Source organism: Streptomyces rectiverticillatus (assembly GCF_013394065.1).
Classification (GTDB): domain Bacteria; phylum Actinomycetota; class Actinomycetes; order Streptomycetales; family Streptomycetaceae; genus Streptomyces; species Streptomyces rectiverticillatus.
In genome coordinates this window covers 1,684,702-1,703,422 of the sequence record NZ_CP040752.1, presented here as the reverse complement: position 1 = coordinate 1,703,422, position 18,721 = coordinate 1,684,702, and the positions used below count along the sequence as shown (strand labels likewise).

The 18,721-nt window shown below is 73.3% G+C and carries 14 protein-coding genes; 7 read left to right on the top strand and 7 right to left on the bottom strand.

What is annotated here, in order from left to right:
* Positions 1 to 448: 448 nt before the first annotated feature.
* Positions 449 to 1,531 (top strand): S1 family peptidase, encoded by a 1,083-nt coding sequence (locus FGW37_RS07150; RefSeq protein ID WP_179080289.1) that lies wholly within the window; start codon positions 449 to 451, stop codon positions 1,529 to 1,531.
* 149 nt (positions 1,532 to 1,680) lie between these two features.
* Here the strand turns inward: FGW37_RS07150 and FGW37_RS07145 are convergent, their stop codons facing one another.
* Positions 1,681 to 2,136: a subtilase-type protease inhibitor gene (locus FGW37_RS07145; protein ID WP_179080288.1), complete on the bottom strand. Its 456-nt coding sequence runs from the start codon at positions 2,134 to 2,136 to the stop codon at positions 1,681 to 1,683.
* 413 nt (positions 2,137 to 2,549) lie between these two features.
* Here FGW37_RS07145 and FGW37_RS07140 point away from each other — a divergent pair, with 413 nt between their 5' ends.
* The 4 genes from FGW37_RS07140 (at position 2,550) to FGW37_RS33225 (ending at position 8,596) form a co-directional block, all read left to right on the top strand.
* Positions 2,550 to 3,521, top strand: a complete 972-nt coding sequence (locus FGW37_RS07140) for an ABC transporter permease (RefSeq protein ID WP_179080287.1) — start codon at positions 2,550 to 2,552, stop codon at positions 3,519 to 3,521.
* Positions 3,522 to 3,662: 141 nt separating this feature from the next.
* Positions 3,663 to 5,447: an ABC transporter substrate-binding protein gene (locus FGW37_RS07135; RefSeq protein WP_179080286.1), complete on the top strand. Its 1,785-nt coding sequence runs from the start codon at positions 3,663 to 3,665 to the stop codon at positions 5,445 to 5,447.
* A 48-nt stretch (positions 5,448 to 5,495) separates the two neighbouring features.
* A complete protein-coding gene (locus FGW37_RS07130) occupies positions 5,496 to 6,488 on the top strand; it encodes an ABC transporter permease (RefSeq protein ID WP_179080285.1) in 993 nt (330 codons plus the stop codon).
* Positions 6,485 to 8,596 carry a dipeptide ABC transporter ATP-binding protein gene (locus tag FGW37_RS33225; protein WP_179080284.1) on the top strand — a complete coding sequence of 704 codons (2,112 nt, stop codon included), beginning with the start codon at positions 6,485 to 6,487 and terminating at the stop codon, positions 8,594 to 8,596. Before FGW37_RS07130 ends, FGW37_RS33225 begins: the two co-directional genes overlap by 4 nt.
* On the opposite strand, the gene FGW37_RS07120 is transcribed toward FGW37_RS33225, so the two are convergent.
* The 6 genes from FGW37_RS07120 to FGW37_RS07095 all read right to left on the bottom strand — a co-directional run bounded on the left by FGW37_RS07120 (position 8,576) and on the right by FGW37_RS07095 (position 16,715).
* Positions 8,576 to 9,547 carry a terpene synthase family protein gene (locus FGW37_RS07120; RefSeq protein ID WP_179080283.1) on the bottom strand — a complete coding sequence of 324 codons (972 nt, stop codon included), beginning with the start codon at positions 9,545 to 9,547 and terminating at the stop codon, positions 8,576 to 8,578. The genes FGW37_RS33225 and FGW37_RS07120 overlap by 21 nt on opposite strands.
* Before the next feature lie 157 nt (positions 9,548 to 9,704).
* Positions 9,705 to 10,274: a signal peptidase II gene (locus tag FGW37_RS07115; RefSeq protein WP_179080282.1), complete on the bottom strand. Its 570-nt coding sequence runs from the start codon at positions 10,272 to 10,274 to the stop codon at positions 9,705 to 9,707.
* Between the two features lie 148 nt (positions 10,275 to 10,422).
* Complete coding sequence (locus tag FGW37_RS07110; protein WP_179080281.1) at positions 10,423 to 10,950, bottom strand: ribonuclease FAU-1 family protein; 528 nt, start codon at positions 10,948 to 10,950, stop codon at positions 10,423 to 10,425.
* Between the two features lie 43 nt (positions 10,951 to 10,993).
* Positions 10,994 to 11,899, bottom strand: coding sequence for an esterase/lipase family protein (locus FGW37_RS07105; RefSeq protein WP_179080280.1), 906 nt, complete (start codon positions 11,897 to 11,899; stop codon positions 10,994 to 10,996).
* Between the two features lie 197 nt (positions 11,900 to 12,096).
* The gene (locus tag FGW37_RS07100; RefSeq protein WP_179080279.1) at positions 12,097 to 13,194 is read right to left on the bottom strand and encodes a DNA polymerase Y family protein; all 1,098 of its coding nucleotides are present in this window, start codon (positions 13,192 to 13,194) and stop codon (positions 12,097 to 12,099) included.
* Positions 13,191 to 16,715, bottom strand: coding sequence for a DNA polymerase III subunit alpha (locus tag FGW37_RS07095; protein ID WP_179080278.1), 3,525 nt, complete (start codon positions 16,713 to 16,715; stop codon positions 13,191 to 13,193). The genes FGW37_RS07100 and FGW37_RS07095 overlap by 4 nt, the downstream gene beginning before the upstream one ends.
* A 180-nt stretch (positions 16,716 to 16,895) precedes the next feature.
* Here FGW37_RS07095 and FGW37_RS07090 point away from each other — a divergent pair, with 180 nt between their 5' ends.
* Both FGW37_RS07090 and FGW37_RS07085 read left to right on the top strand, forming a co-directional pair.
* Positions 16,896 to 17,927 carry a YhgE/Pip domain-containing protein gene (locus FGW37_RS07090; RefSeq protein WP_179080277.1) on the top strand — a complete coding sequence of 344 codons (1,032 nt, stop codon included), beginning with the start codon at positions 16,896 to 16,898 and terminating at the stop codon, positions 17,925 to 17,927.
* Positions 17,928 to 18,032: 105 nt separating this feature from the next.
* Positions 18,033 to 18,242 carry a hypothetical protein gene (locus FGW37_RS07085; protein ID WP_179080276.1) on the top strand — a complete coding sequence of 70 codons (210 nt, stop codon included), beginning with the start codon at positions 18,033 to 18,035 and terminating at the stop codon, positions 18,240 to 18,242.
* Positions 18,243 to 18,721 lie beyond the last annotated feature (479 nt).

Genomic DNA, 18,721 nt, shown 5'->3' with positions numbered 1-18,721 from the left:
CACCCGCGGGTCCTCCCGGTGTCCGCTGCCGGAATGGCTCGTGGGGGGTCTCGCCGTTGCGGCGGGGATGCAGGCGCCGTTGCCGTCTGTGATTTGGGGGCCACGGGTTCTGGGGGCGCCGTCTTCGTGGGTCGCCCGGACGGCCTAGTCCGGTGGTGCCGGTGGCGTCCGGGGCCACCCCGGTGGGCTAAGGCGGCGGCGCCGGATTTTCGCGGGCGCCGCCGGGCAACTCCCCGCACTCCCGCGCGCATCCCGTGCCGGGGCGCGTAAAGCGACACGCGCGCAGGAGCAGTCCGCCTTGTGCGCGCCCTCCCCGGTTCCGGGATACTCGATTGGTCGACTTGGCATGGACGCGCCCTCTGTAAAGCCGGAGGCGACCCATGTCGTACCCCCTCCGGGCCCGCGGTGATCCCGTGGCGGTGCCCAACCCCCCACTGGAGGTGCCGAGTTGAAGCGTAGATGGATCTCCGTGCGCGCGGCCCTGGCAGCCGCAGCCACGGCCGCCCTCGCGGCCGTGACCCTCAGTCCGCAGCAGGCCGGTGCCTCGCCCGCCCCGGCCTCCGCGCTCACCGCCTCCGACGCCGCGGCCGTCGCCCGGGCCCTCCCGGCCGGAACGGAGGACGCCATCGCGGGTTCGTACTACGACTCCACACTCGGCAGGCTCGTCGTCAACATCACCGACGGAAAGGTCGCCGACCTGGTCCGTACGGCGGGCGGGCAGCCCCGCGCCGTCCGCAACTCCCGGGCCGAGCTCGACTCCGCGAAGGCCGCGCTGGACGCGGGCGAGGCGATCCCCGGCACCACCTGGGGGACGGACCCGACCCTCAACCGGGTCGTCGTGACCGCCGACCCCACGGTCACGGGCGCGAAGCTGGCGCAGCTCAAGAAGTCGGTCGGGTCCCTCGGGGACGCCGTGCTGGTGAAGAGGACGTCCGCGAAGCTCACCCGGTACATCGCGGGCGGCGATGCGATCTTCGGCTCCACCCACCGCTGCTCCCTGGGCTTCAACGTCAAGCGGGCCGGCAGGCCGGACGGCTTCGTCACGGCCGGGCACTGCGGCAAGGCGGAGGCCGCCTGGCGCGCCACCAACGGCGGCCCGCAGATCGCGACGACCGAGAACGCGGTCTTCCCCGTCCACGACTACGCCCTCGCGGTGTACCCCGCCACCGGCGCCGTCGAGCACCCGAGCGCCGTGAACCTCTACGACGGTACGTCGCAGACCGTCACCGCCGCCCGTGACGCGGTCGTCAACGAGACGGTCCGGCGCAGCGGGTCCACCACCGGGGTGAAGAGCGGCACCGTCAGGCGCACCGGCGTGACCGTCAACTACCCGGAGGGCCAGGTCACCGGCCTGACCGAGACCACCGCCTGCGCCGAGTCCGGCGACAGCGGCGGCTCCTACTTCTCCGGCAGCGACGCCCTGGGGATCCTCTCCGGCGGCAGCGGCGACTGCACGAGGGGCGGGATGTCGTACTTCCAGCCCCTGCCACCGGTCCTCGCGGCGTACAACGCGACCCTCGGCGGCTCCTGAAACGGCTCCTGAAACGGCTCCTGAAAGGGCTCCTGAAACGGCTCCCGAACGGCTGCGCACGGCTGCGGAAGGACGACGGAGGACGGCCCCCGGACACACCTCCACGGTGTCCGGGGGCCGCCTCGCGTTCAGCTGTTCTGCGGGGGGTTTCAGAACTCGAAGAGCGTGCCCTTACCCGCCTTCGCCTCGCACGGGTTCGCGAAGGTGCGCTCGAAGCGGACCCGCTGGCCCTCCCACACGCCGTCGGCGGTGACGACGCTGGGGTTCCACTCCCTGGTGCAGGCCGTACCGGACTTGATGGTGGTGGCCTTCTCGAAGTCACCGCCGGCCGCGCGCAGTGCTGCGCACGCGCCCTTCGCGTCCGGGTGCGAGCCGGTCGCCTTGGGGAAGCAGGTCAGCGTCACCGCACGGTCGACCGAGGCCTCGGTGGAGTTCGCACCGTGACCGACGGTCAGGACCAGGGCGGAGGAGGCGTACAGACTCTGCGTCTGTGCTGCCGGGACAGGTGCGGGTGCGGCGCTCGCGGTCGTCGTTCCGGCGGCCAGGAGGCCGCCGCCCAGTGCGAGCGCGGCGCCCATCGCGATGCCCCCAGTGATGTACCGCATTCCGAACACTCCCTTGCTCGTGGCTGCAGATAACGGACGGGAGTCTTGCCCAAGTTGAGCATGAACGCACATTGGTCGAACACTTTCAGTCGCTGGTTGAAAACCCTCAGTAGTGGCCGGAACTCGTGTGAGGCACGTCTCGTACGAGACGCGGGGGAGGTGGTCCGGCTTTCACGCATGCCCGATTAGGGGCAATTGCGGGGATTTAATGTTACGGGGACATTGACCAGCGAAGATTCCTTGTAATCCTTGATGAATTATCAAAATTGCCTTCAAAAAGATGGTTTGCCGTCACCTGATTCATTGGATCTAATGATCCGCAACCCGGGGCGGGAGACCCTCGCACACCGGCCGAAAAGAGGCCCGCCGTGTGACCAACCGGCGGCCGGAGCGATACAGGAGCGCGGCAGCAAATGGCCGAAGTGCACTCAGGAGGACCCCTCGAAGCGCCCTCCCGCGGGCCCCTCGCCACCGCCTGCCGCGCCTTCCGGCGCGACCGCACGGGCATGGCCGCCCTCGCCGTCGTGCTGTTCTGCGCCGTGCTCGCGGCGGCCGCGCCCCTGGTCACGGCCCTGTACGGGAAGAACCCCACCGAGCACTACGGCCGGCACGGCACCGGGCTGCTCAGCGCCGAGGGCCTGCCGGTCCTGCCCAACGGCGGCATCTCCGCCGACCACTGGTTCGGCATCGAACCCGGCCTCGGCCGCGACGTGCTCGCCCAGCTGCTGTACGGCATGCGCACCTCGCTGCTGGTCGCCTTCGCCTCCGTCGCCGTGATCGCCGTGACGGGCGTCGTCCTCGGGGTGACCGTCGGCTATCTCAGCGGTCTCGCCGACCGGGTCTTCACTTTCGTATGCAATGTGCTGCTCGGTTTTCCGACACTTCTGCTCCTCCTCGCACTGAGCCCGGTCATCCGGACCCGCTTCGTCGGCCCCGGTGAGAACGAGCCCGCCTGGATGCAGTTCACCTCCCTCATCCTGGTCTTCTCGGCCTTTGGCTGGGTGCCGCTCGCGATGGTCCTGCGCACTTCCGTACGGGCCCTGCGCGAGCGGGAGTTCGTCGAGGCGGCGCGGGCTGTCGGGGCGAGCCGCCGGCACATCGTGCTGCGCGAGCTGCTGCCCAACGTCTGGGCGCCCGTGCTCGTGCACGTCACGCTCGCCGTCCCCGGCATCGTCACCGCCGAGGCCGCGCTGTCCTTCCTCGGCGTCGGCATCGACGAGCCGGTGCCCGACTGGGGCCGCATGATCTCCCGCGGCTCCGAGGTCTTCTACGACGACCCGACGTACATGGTCTTTCCGGGTGTGGCGATCCTCGTCTTCGTCCTCGCCTTCAATCTGCTCGGCGACGCGGTTCGGGATGCGCTCGATCCGCGTACGGCGGGTTAGCGCGTCAGCGCGTGTTGAGTTTCGACTGCGGGCCCGTTTTGGCTGGTCGCGCCCACGCGGCGGAGCCGCAGATTGACACCGCCCCGCGCCCCTAACGGGGCGCACTGCATCCCTTTCCCTTCTTCAACCCGGAGTTCACCCATGCCTCGCATCAGCCCGCGTACCGCAGCCGTTCCGGCCCTCGCCACTGCCGTCGCCCTGCTGATGTGCTCCTGCTCGGCCGGCGCGGGCGAGGGCGCGGAAGGGGCGAAGGACGGCGGCGCCACGGCCGCCAAGAGCGGGCAGCGGCTGACTGCCACGCTCGGCACCGCCGAGGACAGCCGGGGCCCGGCCCCCGCCGTCGAGGGCGCCCGGACCGGCGGCACCATCCGCATCGCCAACGCCGACGACTACGGCCACCTCGACCCGCAGAAGATCTACGCGGGCGAGTCGTACAGCACGTCCCTGCTGTGGGGGCGGCAGCTGACGCAGTATCAGGTGGTGGACGGCAAGCCGAAGCTCGTCGGCGACCTCGCCACCGACGCCGGGCAGTCCTCCGACGGCGGCCGCACCTGGACGTACAAGCTCAAGGACGGCATCGCCTGGGAGGACGGCGAGCCCATCACCTCCGAGCACGTGAAGTACGGCATCGAGCGCACCTTCGCCCCCGGCTTCGAACTCGGCCCCACCTACTGGCCCGAGTGGCTCACCGGCTCCGAGGACCGCACCGCCGCCGTCGAGAAGTACGCGGGCCCCGAGCACGGCGACCTCGACGCCATCGAGACGCCCGACGCCAAGACGATCGTCTTCCACTTCCCGCAGCCGCAGTCCGACGTGCCCTACATGGCGGCCCAGTCCTCCTCGTCCCCCGTCCGCAAGGACAAGGACACCGGCACCGGCTACGACACCCGGCCCTTCGCCACCGGCCCCTACCGGATCGCCGGGCACAAGCAGAACCAGAGCCTGACCCTGGAGCGCAACCCGCACTGGAAGCCGGAGACCGACCCCATCCGCCACCAGTACGCCGACCGCTTCGAGTTCACCTTCGGCAAGAAGATCCTCAACACCGCGCAGGAGGTCCTCAACGGGCGCGGCAGCGGACCCGACACCCTCTCCACCAAGAGCGAGGTGCCGCCGGAGCTCTACGCCGAGGCCCGGCGCGACGCGAAGAAGAAGGACCTCCTCGTCGCCGGCAGCCGGGGCGCCTACACCAGCGACCTCTACATCAAGAACAGCCGCGTCACCGACCCCGAGGTCCGCAAGGCCATCCACTACCTCTTCCCGCGCGAACAGGCCCGCCAGGTCCTCGGCGGCCCCCGCCTCGGCGACTTCGCCACCACGCTCTCCTCGCCCGCCGTCGTCGGCTGGAAGAAGTACGACCTCTACCCCGTCGCGCCCGCCGGCGACACCGAGAAGGCCAAGGAACACCTGGCCAGGGCGAAGACCAAGGTCGACACGCTCACCTACGCGTACGAGAGCGACGCCCCCGAGAAGGACAGGCTCGCCCAGGTCCTCGTCGAGGCCTTCGCCGAGGCGGGCATCAAGCTCGTCACCAAGCCGCTGGAGAAGGCCGCCTTCACCAACGAGGTCTTCCGCGGACCGGCCCCCTACGACCTGTGGCTGTCCACCAACTCCGTCGACTGGCCCACCCCGTCCACGCTGCTGCCCGACGGCTACCACAGCAAGCTCGACGCCCTCGCCAACTCCATCCGCTACAGCAACCCCGAGGTCGACAAGGAGCTGGAGCGCATCTCGACCATCGGTGATGCGCAGCAGAAGGCCGACGCCCTCATCGCCCTCGAACAGACCGTGATGAAGGACGTCCCGGTCGTGCCGTTCCTCTACACCGGCGTCACCCAGTTCCGCGGGAAGAACGTCGGCGGCGCCGCCATCCACCCGATCTACGGCTCCATCGCGGCGGCGGACCTGTACCTGAAGAAGTCCTGACCCCGGAAGCCACGACAGGAAACCACGACCGAAAGCCCTGACCCCGACATGACCGGCTACCTCCTGCGCCGGGCCCTCCAGGCCGCGGCGGTGCTCCTCGCGATCACCGCCGCCGCCTTCGGGCTCTTCTACGCCGCCCCCTCCGACCCCGCGCTCATCGCCTGCGGCCCCAAGTGCGACACCGCACAGGTCGAGGCCGTCCGCCACAGCATGGGCCTGGACCAGCCCCTGGCCACCCAGTACCTCGACTACCTGCGCGGCCTCGTCGCCGGCCGCACCATCAGCGACGTCGACGGCAGCGCCATCGACTGCGCCGCGCCCTGCCTCGGCTACTCCTACACCCTCCACCAGCCGGTCCTCGACGCCATCGGCGACCGCTTCCCCGTGACGCTGTCGCTCGCGGGCGGCGCGCTCGTGGTGATCGTCGTCCTCGGCATCGGCGCCGGCTTCACCGCCGCGCTGCGCCGGGGCACCGCCACCGACCGGCTGCTGTCCGGCTTCACCCTGGTCGGGGCGAGCGTGCAGATCTACTTCCTCGGCTACGCCCTGCAGTACCTGCTGGTCTACTCGACCGATCTGATGCCGCTGCCCGGCTACGTCCCCCTCGCCGAGGGACCGGGCGCGTGGGCCGCCGGGCTGCTCCTGCCCTGGCTCGTCCTCGGCTTCGTCAACGCCGCCGTCTTCGCCCGCCTCGCGCGCTCCCAGACGCTCGAGACGATGCACGAGGGGTACGTGCGGACGGCCCGCGGCAAGGGGCTCACCGCGCTGCGGGCGCACGGGAAGTACACGGCGCGCGGCGCCGCCGGGCCCCTCGTCCAGCTGCTCGGGCTGGAGGCCGGGGCGCTCTTCGGCGGCGCGTTCATCACCGAGACCGTCTTCGGGCTCGGAGGCGTCGGCAAGCTCGCCGTCGACTCCGTCGTCCAGAACGACCTGCCCACGGTTGTCGGCACGGTGCTGCTCGCCGCCTTCTTCGTCGTGGTGTTCGTGGCCCTCGCCGACCTGGTGGTGGCCCGGCTCGACCCGAGGGTGAGGCTCACATGACCCCGGCCCTGTCCGTACGCGACCTGACGGTCTCCTTCAAGGGGCGCGGCGGTACGTGGATCACGGCCGTCGACGGCCTCTCCTTCGACCTGGAACGCGGTGAAGTCCTGGGGCTGGTGGGGGAGTCCGGCTCGGGCAAGTCCACGGTGGGGCTCGCGGCGATGGGGCTGCACGACCCGGCCCGTACGCGGGTGAGCGGCAGCGTGCTGGTCGGCGGCACGGAGGTCGCCGGCGCGCCCGAGTCCGCGGTGCGTGCGCTGCGCGGCGCGCGGATCGCCATGGTCTTCCAGGACGCGCTCGCCGCGCTCTCGCCCTTCCACACGGTCGGCGCGCAACTGGCGGAGGCGTACCGTGTGCACGCCCCGGCGGGCGCCGGGCGGCGCGCCGACGCGAAGGAGAAGGCCCTCGCGGTGCTGGAGCGCGTCGGCATCCCGGCCGCCCGCGCCCGCGACTACCCGCACCGGTTCTCGGGCGGCATGCGGCAGCGCGTGATGATCGCCATGGCGCTGATCAACAGCCCCGACGTGCTCGTCGCCGACGAGCCCACGACGGCGCTGGACGCGCGCGTCCAGCGGCAGGTCCTCGGCCTCCTGGCGGAACTGCAGGAGGAGAGCGGCACGGCGGTGCTGCTCATCACCCACGACGTGGGGGTGGTGGCGCAGACGTGCGACCGCATGCTCGTGATGCGGGGCGGGAGGGGCCTGGAGGAGGGCCCCACCCGCACACTCTTGAACGACGCGGCACACCCGTACACAAGAGCACTGATCGGCGCGGCCCCGACGCTGAACACGGTGCCGGGGACACGCTTGCCGACGGTCGACGACCCTGCTCCGGCCGCCGGCGGGAAGGAAGTGTCCGCCGCCGCGGCGGGCCGTCTGGTGGCGGAGTCCGGCGGTGCCGGGCAGACGCCGGCCGGGGGCGGCCGGGTGGCGCTGCGGGGGGTGAGCGCCGTGGCGGCGGAAGGAGTTGCGGCCGCCGGCGCCGGGCGAGAGCTGTCCGCCGCGACGGCGGGTCGTACCGAGGCGGAGTCCGGCGGTGCCGGGCAGAGGGTGGCTGGGCACCGCCGGGCAGCGGTGCGGGGGCTGAGCGCCGTTGCGGCGGAGGGAACTGCGCGTGCCGGTGCCGGGAAGGGGGTGTCCGCCGGGGCGGAGGGAGCTGCGTGTGCCGGTGCCGGGAAGGAAGTGTCCGCCGCGACGGTGGGTCGTCCGGCGGTGGAGTCCGGCGGTGCCGGGCAGAGGGTGGCTGGGCATCGCCGGGCAGCGGTGCGGGGGCTGAGCGCCGTTGCGGCGGAGGGAACTGCGCCTGCCGGTGCCGGGCCGGGAGCTGCCTGGCCGCTGGCCGAAGTCGTCGACCTCCGCGTGGAGTTCGGCGGGAGGCGGCGGCTGTGGGGCGGGCGCGGCGCCGTCCAGGCGGTGCGCGGCGTGAGTCTGCGCATCGGCGCAGGCGAGACGCTGGGCCTCGTGGGCGAGTCCGGGTCCGGGAAGTCGACCACGGCGAGGGTCCTCGCGGGGCTGCAGCGCCCCACGTCGGGGGCCGTGCGGTTCGACGGCCGGGACATCTCCCGCGCCGCGGCCGGCACCCGCCTGCGCCGCGAGCTCAGCCGCGACGTACAGCTGGTCTTCCAGGACCCGTACGCGTCGCTCAACCCGCGCCGTACCGTCGAGGAGATCGTCACCACTCCGCTGCGGGTGCACACCGCCCTGGGCAGGGAGGAGCGCCGCGCCCGGGCCGTGGAGCTGCTGGAGCAGGTGGGTCTGCAGGCCGCCCACCTCGGCCGCTACCCGCACGAGTTCTCCGGCGGCCAGCGCCAGCGCATCGGCATCGCCCGCGCCCTGGCCCTCCGCCCCCGCCTGGTCATCGCGGACGAGCCGGTGTCGGCGCTGGACGTCTCCGTGCAGGCGCAGGTGCTCAACCTCCTCATGGACCTCCGTGACGAGCTGGGCCTGTCCCTGCTGTTCGTCTCGCACGACCTCGCCGTCGTCCGGCACTTCTGCGACCGGGTGGCGGTGATGCGGGCCGGGGCCGTGGTGGAGAGCGGGCCGCGGGACGAGGTGTTCGGCGATCCGAAGGCCCCCTACACGCGCGAGCTACTCGCGGCCACGATGTAGGGCGGTGCCCGCGCCGCCGCTCGTGGAGGGGACGGGCGGCGGCGCGGGACGCCGTGGGCGCAGCAGGTCGACGGGGACGCCGGTGACGTCCTCGGCGAGGAGGAGCGGCCGGTGCCCGCCGGGTTCGGGGGCGTCGGCCCCGGCCGGGCCGCCGCGCAGGGCCCATGCCAGCAGGCCGTCCGCCCAGAGCGTGAGGGCGTGGGCGTAGGCGGACACCGCCGAGAGCGCGGCCGGAGGGAACCCGGCCCGTGCCGCCTCGGCCGCGAAGCCGTGGAGCGCATCCCGAAGCGCTTCCCGGAGCGCATTCCGGAACTCCTCCGCTTCCGGCTCCGTACCGTCGCGCGAGAGCACGGACGTGGCGGCACCGGACACGGACCGGAACGACGCCAGCTCGCGTGCGGAAGGCGGGAGTTCGCACCCGCAGACGTACTCGACGAGGTCGAGGGCGGACCCCGCGGCGAGGCCGTCCCACGGCCGCCGGTCGGCGAGTTCGCGGAAGCGGGCGGCGAAGCGCTCGCGCCATGCCGGCGACATCGCCGGGGCTGTCATCCGCCACACGTCGGCGAGGGCTCTCTGCAGCGCCGTCCGGGCCGGCGGGGTGGGCCCGCCGTCCGTGGGCAGGAAGTCGGGCAGCGTACCGAACCCGAACGCGTACTCCTCCCCGCGAGGATGGCGGCACCGGTCGTCCAGGGCGTGGAACCAGACGATCCAGGCCGCCGTCCGCTGCAGCCGCGGGCACGTGGCCTGCGGAGCCACCCGCGCCGCGAGGTCGACGCAGCGCGCCCGGCGGAAGCGCCGCTGGGCGGAGAAGGACTGGATGAGCCCGGTGCGCCGCACCCACCGGTCGGTGAACGCGGCGGCTTCGTCGATGTGCGGGCTGACCCGCTCGGGTCCGGGTTCGGGCTCGGGGAGATCGGTGACCGGCGGCCGGTAACTGGGCACGAGGGACACGACGTTCCTCAAGGACGAGGGATGGGAAGTCACAGCGTCCACCCCGGCACCGCACCGGATCCATGGCCCGGCCCCGGTTCGCCAGCGGCTCATCAGTGCGCGGCCGGGCGCGCGGGGAATCGTGCGCGCCGGGCGGCGACCGACGGGGAGGACGGGGTCAGGCGGCTTCGGCGCGCTCGCGGCCGGTTTCCCTCCCGGTGCCGTCCAGCTCCCATCCGAGGAAGGAGTAGACCACGATCAGGACGCCCCCGCAGAAGATCGCCCAGTCGGCGAGGTTCATCACGCTGAAACCGCGGACGGAGATGAAGTCGACGACCGCGCCCTCGAAGCCGCCGGGGGAGCGGAAGAGACGGTCCGTCAGATTGCCGAGCGCACCGCCCAGCAGCAGCCCCAGCGCGATGGCCCAGGGGGCGCTGTAGAGCTTGCGCGACAGGCGGACGATCACCACGGCGACGGTCGTGGCGACGAGCGTGAGCACGATGGTCATCGCCGAGGCGATGCCGAACGCCCCACCGGGGTTGCGCATCACCTGCAGCTCCAGCCAGCTGCCGATCAGCCCGACGGGGTTCCCGTTCTCCAGCCAGGCGACCACGGCCAGCTTGCTGCCCAGGTCGAGCGCGTAGGCGACACCCGTCACCGCGAGGAGCAGGGGTATCCGCCGGCGGGCCGTGACGCCCTCTCCCCGGCCTTCACTGGGCACGCCCGCGGCCCCACCCGGATCCGTCAAGTTCACTCACCTCGAAGCAGTCTGTGTCGTCCGGTCGTATCCCGGCTCACCGTTGCGAACCGAACCCGCGTACGGGATCGATGTCGCCCACAGCCTACGGACCGCTCCGAGTCCACCCGAGCGCAGGAGGGCGCCGGGCGGGGCCCTGCTAGCCCAGCAACCCCGTCAGCCCGCCCGCCCGGGCCAGCCGCTCCAGCTCGTCCAGGGCCGCACGTGCCCGGCCCGCCGCTGCCGGGTCGTGCCGCTCCAGGCCGCTCTCCTCGAACTCGTCCTCGTCCAGGCGGAGCACCGTGGTGCCGTCCGCCGAGACCCACAGGTCGAGGTCCAGGTCGGTGGAGACGACGCCGTCCCCGGTGATCTGCGCGGGGCGGGTGATGTCGCAGTACCAGCCCTTCAGGGTGCCGTCGGCGGTGCGGACCTCCTTGACGGCGTACCAGCGGTCGCGCCAGTAGTGCTCGGTGAAGACGTCGCCGCGTTCGAAGCGGACGAAGCCGAAGTCCCGGTCCGAGGGGGCCGCCCACGGCGCGCGCACGACGGCGTGCGTGCCGTCGTCGCGCACGACGACCGCGGGGTAACCGATGCCGGACCGGGACTCCTTGACCAGGGTGACCGTCACGTCACTGCCGGCCGTCAGGGTGGTGAGGTGCGGGGGGTGCAGGGGACTCTCGGTGCTCATGGGGGTGAGACTCCCCCACGGCGGAGGCGTGGGGCCAGTGGTTTTAGCCGAGGACCGAGGCGCAGGTGGTCGGGGTGGCGTTGGCCGGGTCCAGGGCGTTGGCGACCTCGTGCGCGACGATGCGGTCGACGGTGCCGATCGCGATGTGCTCGGAGAGGTCCACGGAGCAGAGGTCCTGGAGCAGGATGTTGCGTACGCCGGGGCCGGACAGGTAGCCCGAGGTGTACGGCGTGACGACCTCGTCGTACTTGGTCGCGATGACCGTGTAGCGGACGCCCGGCACGGTGTCGGGCACGGAGTTCATGCGCTTGAGGTAGTCGGAGCCGATCGCCTGGTCGGTGAGACCGGGCGTCAGACCGCCGAGCGCCTCACGGGCCCCGGGTATCTTGTCCATCAGGGTGACCAGGCCGGACAGCGTCGTGCCGTGGTTGTTGGGGGCTATGCCGGTGAGGGAGTTCACCTTGTCCTTGCCGCCCAGGAAGTTGAGGTAGTAGCGCGGCATCGCGCCGCCCTGCGAGTGGCCGACGATGTCCACCTTGTCCGCACCGGTGGCGGCGCGGACCTTGTCGACGTACGCGGAGAGCTCCTCGGCCGACTTCGCGATCGGGCCGAGACCGTAGAAGACCGGCACGCCGGGCAGCTTGCCGTAGTCGAGGGAGAAGACGCAGTACCCGCGGTTCTTGAGGTAGGGCGCGAGGACGAGCCAGTTGTCCCAGGAGTTGCCGAGGGTGCCGTGCGCGAGGACGACGGGGCGCGGGTGGGCGGCCGACGGCTTGCAGGAGTAGTCGTTCCAGCCGCTGCTGACGGTCTTGCCGGAGGCGGCGGCAGCGGCGGGGCGGGCGTCGTGTGACGGTGCGGCCGCGGCCTCGGGGGCGGTGAGGGCGGCGGCCGAGAGGGTGAGAGCCAGGGCGGGGAGCAGGGTGCGCAGGGGTCTCCAGGGCAGCTTCATATGAACACCTCGCTGGTGGGGGATGGACCCGGCGGTGGGCACACGGGTGACCAGGAACAGGAGTTGGACTGAAAGGCCGTTAACTTACCTGCGGGTAAGAATGCGTGGATGCTCCTTGATCGGTCAAGGAATCCGACACATGTTTTTCATACATGGGACGCCGGTTCGTAACACGGGATCCGTATCGCCTTCCCTGCTCAGGCCACGTCCCGCCGGTTCCCCCGCACCGCCGCCGGCCCCACCGCCGCCGCCGGCCCCACCGCGGCCGGCCCGAAGCGGGCCCGCGCCCGGTCGACGGCCGCCTCGATCCGGCGCGCCTTCTCGTCGGCGGGGTCGAACGACAGCTGGTGCGCGGCCGATCCGGCCTCGCCGAGGCCCTCCGCGCGCAGCGCCACGCTGCGGACCCGGGCGCGCTGCAGCCCGAGCGCGTCGTGCAGGGCATACGCGGCCGAGGTCAGCGCGGGGGTGTGCGCGGTCGGCTCGGTGAAGGTCCGGGAGCGGGTGGTCGTCGAACCGTCCGCGTAGCGCACGGTGAGGGTCAGCCCCCGGGCGACCCGGCCGCTCTCCCGCAGCCGGCCGCCCAGCCCGTCGGCGAGCGCCAGCAGCGCGCGGCGGCGCCGGTCCGCGTCCAGCTCGTCCCGGCCGAAGCGGTGCTCCGCAGCCATCGAGCGGGCCCGCGCCCCCGGGGTGACGGGGGTCGGGTCGATGCCGCGCGCCTGCTCGTGCAGCCGCCGCCCGGCCGCGGGCCCCAGGATCCGCTGCAGCGCGGGCAGCGGCGCGGCGGCGATCCGGCCGACGCTGTCGAGCCCGTACGAGCACAGGGTGCGGGCGGTGGCCGGGCCCACGCCGTACAGAGCGGCGGCCGGTTTGCGCGCGAGGAACGCGGTCACGGCGGCCGGGTCCCCGGGCAGCGTGCGCACCGCGCCGGGCGGCCCGTCCTGCGCGGCCATCCGGGCCAGCATCGGATTGCCCGCGATGCCGACCGTGCAGTCGGCCCCGTACCGCGCGAGGGCACGTACCCGTACGAGCGCGGCGAGACCGGCGGGACCGTGCCCGAAGTACCGCGTGGCGCCGCGCACTTCCATCAGCGCCGCGTCCGGCGGCAGCGCCTGGACGACGGGCGTCACCTCGGTGAGCAGCGCGAGGAGGCCGTCGTAGGTCTCCTCGCCGAGGGGCGCGCCCGGTGCACCCGCCTCGGCGTGGAAGTGGACGTAGAGCACGGTGGGCGGACCGGCCGGGGCGCCCGGGGCGGGCGGCGGGTCCGGTACGGCGGCGAGCCGCGCGCGGGCACTCATCCCGCGCTCCCCGGGCTCGCGTGCCACAGCTTGCGGCCCGTGGCCGCGCCCTCGCCCGCGGGCCGGAGGTCCGCCCACGGGTGCATGGCGTAGCCGGTGGACAGGCGGATGCGCCGCCCGGACGCCGCCGCGGCGGCCGGGGCCGGGGCCGTGCCCTCGGCGAGGACCTCGGCCACCGCCTCCAGCCCGCCCTCCGCACGGAGCCTCGTCAGCTGTGCGAGGTCCCACGCCGCCGCGCCCACCACGCTCAGGCTGCGCGGCCCGCGGCGCTGGACGACGCCGCGGACGAGCAGCAGCCAGGAGTGGAAGAGGGTGTGCGCGCAGGCGGGGTGGCTGTCGTCGAAGAAGGCGCAGTCGACCAGGCCCGTACCGTCGTCGAGGGTGGTGAAGATGACGCGGCGGCCGGAGCGGACCGGCGGCGTCTGGGTGGCGGCCTTGGCGCCCGCGACCAGGACGGTCTCGCCGTGCCGGACGTCGCGCAGCCGCCGGGCGGGCATCGCCCCCAGCTCGTCGAGGAACTTCCGGTGATCGGCCATCAGGTGGCGCGAGGCGTCCATGCCGAGCACGCTCAGCTCGGCGTCCAGGCGCTCGGCCGCGTCGAGGTCGGGCAGGCCGATGGGCTCGGCCAGGACGCCGTCGATCAGCGTGGGCTGGGCGGCGTCGCCGCGGTGCCGTCCCCGCGTCCCGTGGTGCAGTTCGGCGATGTGCAGCAGCAGGTCGCGGCGGTTGGTGCCGAAGGCGTCCAGCGCGCCGACCCGGGCGAGGCGTTCGGCGACGGGCCGGCCGGGGCGGGCGCGGTGCCACAGGTCGGGGAGGGAGGTGTACGGGCGGCCGGCCGTGATGCGTCCGGTTTCGGCCCGGGTGATGCCCTGCACTTCGGAGAGGGCCAGGCGGAGGCCCCACACGGCAGTGCCGGGCCCCTTCCCGTCGGACACCGGTTTTTCATCGGACACCAGTTCGATCGAATAGGCCGCCCCCGACCGGTTCACGTCCAGCGGCAGGATCGGCACGCCGCGCCGCCGCGCGTCCGCGAGCAGCAGCCGTTTGGGGTACATCCCCGGGTCGTGGGTGAGCAGCCCGGCGTAGAAGGCGGCCGGGTGATGGGCCTTCAGCCACGCCGACTGGTAGGTCGGCACGGCGAACGCGACGGCGTGCGCCTTGCAGAAGCCGTAGCTGCCGAACGCCTCCACGATCTCCCAGGTACGGCGCACGGCGTCGGGCCGGTGGCCGAGTTTCGCCGCCTCCTCCGCGAACCAGACGCGCACCCGGCCCACCAGCTGCGGATCGGACAGCGCGCGGCGCGTCTCGTCCGCGAGGTGCCGGTCGCAACCGGTCATGACGTGCAGGATCTCGATGATCTGCTCGTGGAAGACGACCACGCCGTAGGTCTCGCGCAGCGCGTCCTCCAGCGCCGGGTCCGGGTAGCGCACGGGCGCGCGGCCGTGCCGGGCCGCGACGAAGGGCCGCACCATGTCGGCCGCGACCGGGCCCGGCCGGAAGAGGGAGATGTCGACCACGAGGTCGTGGAAGGTGGACGGCTGGAGCCGGCCGACGAGGTCGCGCTGGCCCGGCGACTCGATCTGGAAGCAGCCGAGCGTCTCGGTGGACCGGATCAGCTCGTACGTGCGGCGGTCGCCCGGCGGCACCTGCGCGGGGTCGTCGAGATCGATGCGGCGCCCGGTGGCCCGTGCGATCTCGGCCACCGCGTGCGCCATCGCGGACTGCATCCGCACGCCCAGCACGTCGAGTTTGAGCAGCCCGAGATCCTCCACGTCGTCCTTGTCGAACTGCGCCATGGGGAAGCCCTCGCCGCTGGTCGGCACGACGGGCGTACGGGCGCGCAGGGTCGCGTCCGACAGCAGCACTCCGCACGGATGCATGGCGACGCCGCGCGGCAGCCCGTCCAGCGCCTCGACCAGCTCCCACAGCCGGCCGTGGTCCTCCGCGGCCACCCCGCGCAGCTCGGGCAGCTCGGCCAGAGCCGCGCGGGCGTCGCGGGCGCGGATGTGCGGGAACGCCTTGGCGAGCCGGTCCACCTCGGCCGGGTCCTTGCCGAGGGCCGTGCCGACGTCCCGGATCGCGTGCCGGACGCGGTAGGTCTCGGGCATGGCGACGGCCGCGACCCGGTCCGCGCCGAAGCGGTCGAAGATCGCGCGGTAGACGTCCAGGCGGCGCGCGGACTCCACGTCGATGTCGATGTCGGGCAGCGCCGTGCGGCGCAGGGACAGGAAGCGCTCCATCAGCAGGCCGTGCTCGACGGGGTCGGCGTGCGCGATGCCGAGCAGGTGGTTGATCAGGGAGCCCGCGCCGGAGCCGCGCGCGGCGACCCGGATGCCCAGGGCCCGGGTGTCGTCCACGACCCGGGCGACGGTGAGGAAGTACGAGGCGAAGCCGAGCCGGGCGACGACGTCCAGCTCCGCCTCCAGCCGGTCCCGGTAGCGCCGCTCGCGGTCGTACCCGCGCAGCACCATGCCCGCCGTGCAGCGGGAGCGCAGCACGCGGTCGGCGGTGCGGCCCCCGGCGCCGACCAGGTGCGCCTCGGGGAAGTGGACCCGGCCGAGGCCCAGGTCGTCCTCGGGGTCGACCAGGCACGCGGCGGCGGTCTCTTCCGTGGTGGCCAGCAGCCGGCGGGCCGCGTCCCGGCGGAGCCCGGCGGCCTCGGCGATCCGCTCGGCAAGGGCGGCCATGTCGCCGGGCCCCTTGAGCCAGCGCTCACCGCTGTCGAGCGACTCCGGCCTGCGGGGGTCGATCGGCACCAGCCGGCGGGCCGCGTCCAGGACGTCGGCGACGGGGCCCTGCCCGGGGTCGGCGTAGCGGACGGCGTTGCTGAGGACGGCGGGGACGCCCTGCTCCGCGGCGAAGCCGACGGTACGGGCGGCCAGCCGCAGGGAGCCCGGGCCGGTGCCGGTGCGGCCGTGGCACACGGCCTCCAGCCGCAGGGCGTCACCGAACATTTCCCGCCAGGGCGCGAGCAGCCGGGCGGCCCGGTCGGGGCGGCCCGCGGCGAGCGCGCGGCCGGGCTCGGAGTCAGGGCCCAGGAGGACGTACAGAGGGGTGCGGATGCCGGGGGCGGCGGCCGCGAGGTCCGCACGGGTCAGCTCGGGGCGGGGGGAGGCTGCGTGCGCGTGGGTGGTGTCCGCATGGGCCGCGGAGACCAGCCCGCACAGGGCGGCCCAGCCGTGCGCGCCGTCCCGGGCGAGGAAGACCGCGCGGGGCGCGGACTCGTCGACGAAGGCGCCGCCGCGCACGGGGGTGCGGAGACGGTGTGCGGATGGTGCGGACGACTGCGGCGGCTCGTCCCGTACGGCCAGGTTCACGCCGAACACCGGGCGTACCCCGGCCTCGGCGCTCGCCTTGGCGAACCTGACCGCTCCGGCGAGGGTGTCGCGGTCGGTGAGGGCGACGGCGTCCATGCCGCGCTCGGCGGCGCGCTCGGCCAGCTGCTCGGGGTGCGTGGCGCCGTACCGCATCGAGAAGCCGGATGCGGTGTGCAGGTGCGTGAACGTATTGAGCCCGGTCATCGCACCTCCTGCCGTTCCTGTCACCCCCTGGCCGAAAACCGCCCTCTCTATCCACCATAAACCACACTCTCGAACATTCGTACGAACGCGTGTGCGAGGAGGGGTGCGGCGGAGAGGCTTCGATCACCCGGACAGCCCGCACCGCCTGCGGCGGCCCGCCGCACCCCGCAGGCTCGGGGCATGCCCTCATTCGCCCAGGAACTGCGCAGCGCGGTGACCGGCCGGGCCGCGGTCCTGGTGATCGGCGCCCTGGTGCTCCAGCTCGCCTTCATCGCCTCCTACGTCGGCGCCTTCCACAGCCCACGGCCGAAAGAGGTCGCCCTGGGCCTCGTCGCCCCTCGGCCGATCGGCGGGCAGCTGGAGGAACGGCTCGACAGACTGCCCGGGAGGCCCCTGGACGTGCACACGGTGGACGGCGGCGAGGCGGCGGCCGTCGCGAAGATCCGCGAGCGCGACCTCGACGCCGCGCTCGTCGTCGACCCGCGCGGCACCACCGACACGCTCCTCGTCGCCGGCGGCGCGGGCGCCTCCCTCGCCCAGGCCACCGAGGCGGTGCTCACCCGCGCCGAGGCGGTGGAGGGCCGCAAGGTACGGGTCGAGGACGTCGCGCCCGCCGCGGCCGGCGACGCCCGCGGCCTGACCGCGTTCTACCTGGTGGTGGGCTGGTGCGTGGGCGGTTACCTGTGCGCCGCGATCCTCGCCATCAGCGCGGGCGCCCGGCCCGCCAACCCGCACCGGGCCGTCATCCGGCTCGGCGCCCTCGCCCTCTACGCGGCGGCCGCCGGCCTGCTCGGGACCGTCATCGCGGGCCCGGTCCTCGACGCGCTGCCCGGCAGCGTCCTCGGACTGTGGGGCCTGGGGACGCTGGTGGTCTTCGCCGTCGGAGCGACGACGCTCGCCCTCCAGGGCCTCGCGGGGATCGTCGGCATCGGCCTGGCCATCGCGATCGTGGTGGTACTGGGCAACCCGAGCGCCGGCGGCGCCTACCCGTACCCCCTGCTCCCCCCGTTCTGGAACGCCATCGGCCCGGCCCTCCCCCCGGGCGCCGGCACCTGGTCCGCCCGCTCGATCGCCTACTTCCGCGGCAACGGCCTGACGGGCCCGCTGCTCGTCCTGTCGGCGTGGGCGGCGGCGGGCACGGCGGTGACGATGGTGTGCGCGGGGGCGCGGGGGCGGGGGCTGGAGCGGGAGCCGGAGGACGCGGCGGGCTGAGGGGAATCCATGCGAGCACGTGACTGGCGGGCTCACCCTCTTGATCAGGGGTGCCCCCCTCCGTAGCTTGCTGCCAACGGCGAGGGAGGGGAGGGAGGGGGGCACATGAAGCTGACTAAGGTCGCGGGTGAAGACCCGGACTGCGACTCCGGCGACTGCGCCGACGTCTTCACCATGGACCAGCCCGGCAAGATCGTTGTACAGGGATACCTGACAGACCACCCGGCCCCTGCGGGTGAGGCGATCGTGATGATCCCCGAACGTGTGCTGAGGGATCGTGCGATCCCGGAGCAGCCGTGCCCGGCGGGCGGATAGCCGCCGTTGACCGATAGGGGGCCGGGGCGGGGGCCGGGGCTGGGGGCACGGGGGTCGGGGGTTGAGTTCCGTGGGTCGGGTGCGGGTTAGAGCAGGCTGGCAGCGGGGGGAGGGGTGGGGGGCTCGGGTTCGGTTGGTTGGCTGTGCGGCCGGTGGGGTGTTGGCCGCCGTACTCCTGCCGTCACGGATGCAGGCGCGTAAGGAGACCTTGCGCATAGGCCTTGGCTGAGGGGGAGCGGGCTGCTGCCGCGATGTGGCTGGGTCCGGTGGGGGCGCTTCGCTCAGCTTGCGTACGTGGTGGTTGCTCGTCCGGCTGCGGGTTGGTGGGGGTGGCGGCTGTTTGTGGACGGATATCCACCGGCCCGGCCTGGAGCAGCGGGTGGATAAGTGGCCTGGGATGGCGGCTGGCTGCCTCAGTGGTCCCGGCAGGGACCTGCTGTCTCAGGAGTGTTCACGCAGGGGCGGTTGGTCCGCTGCTG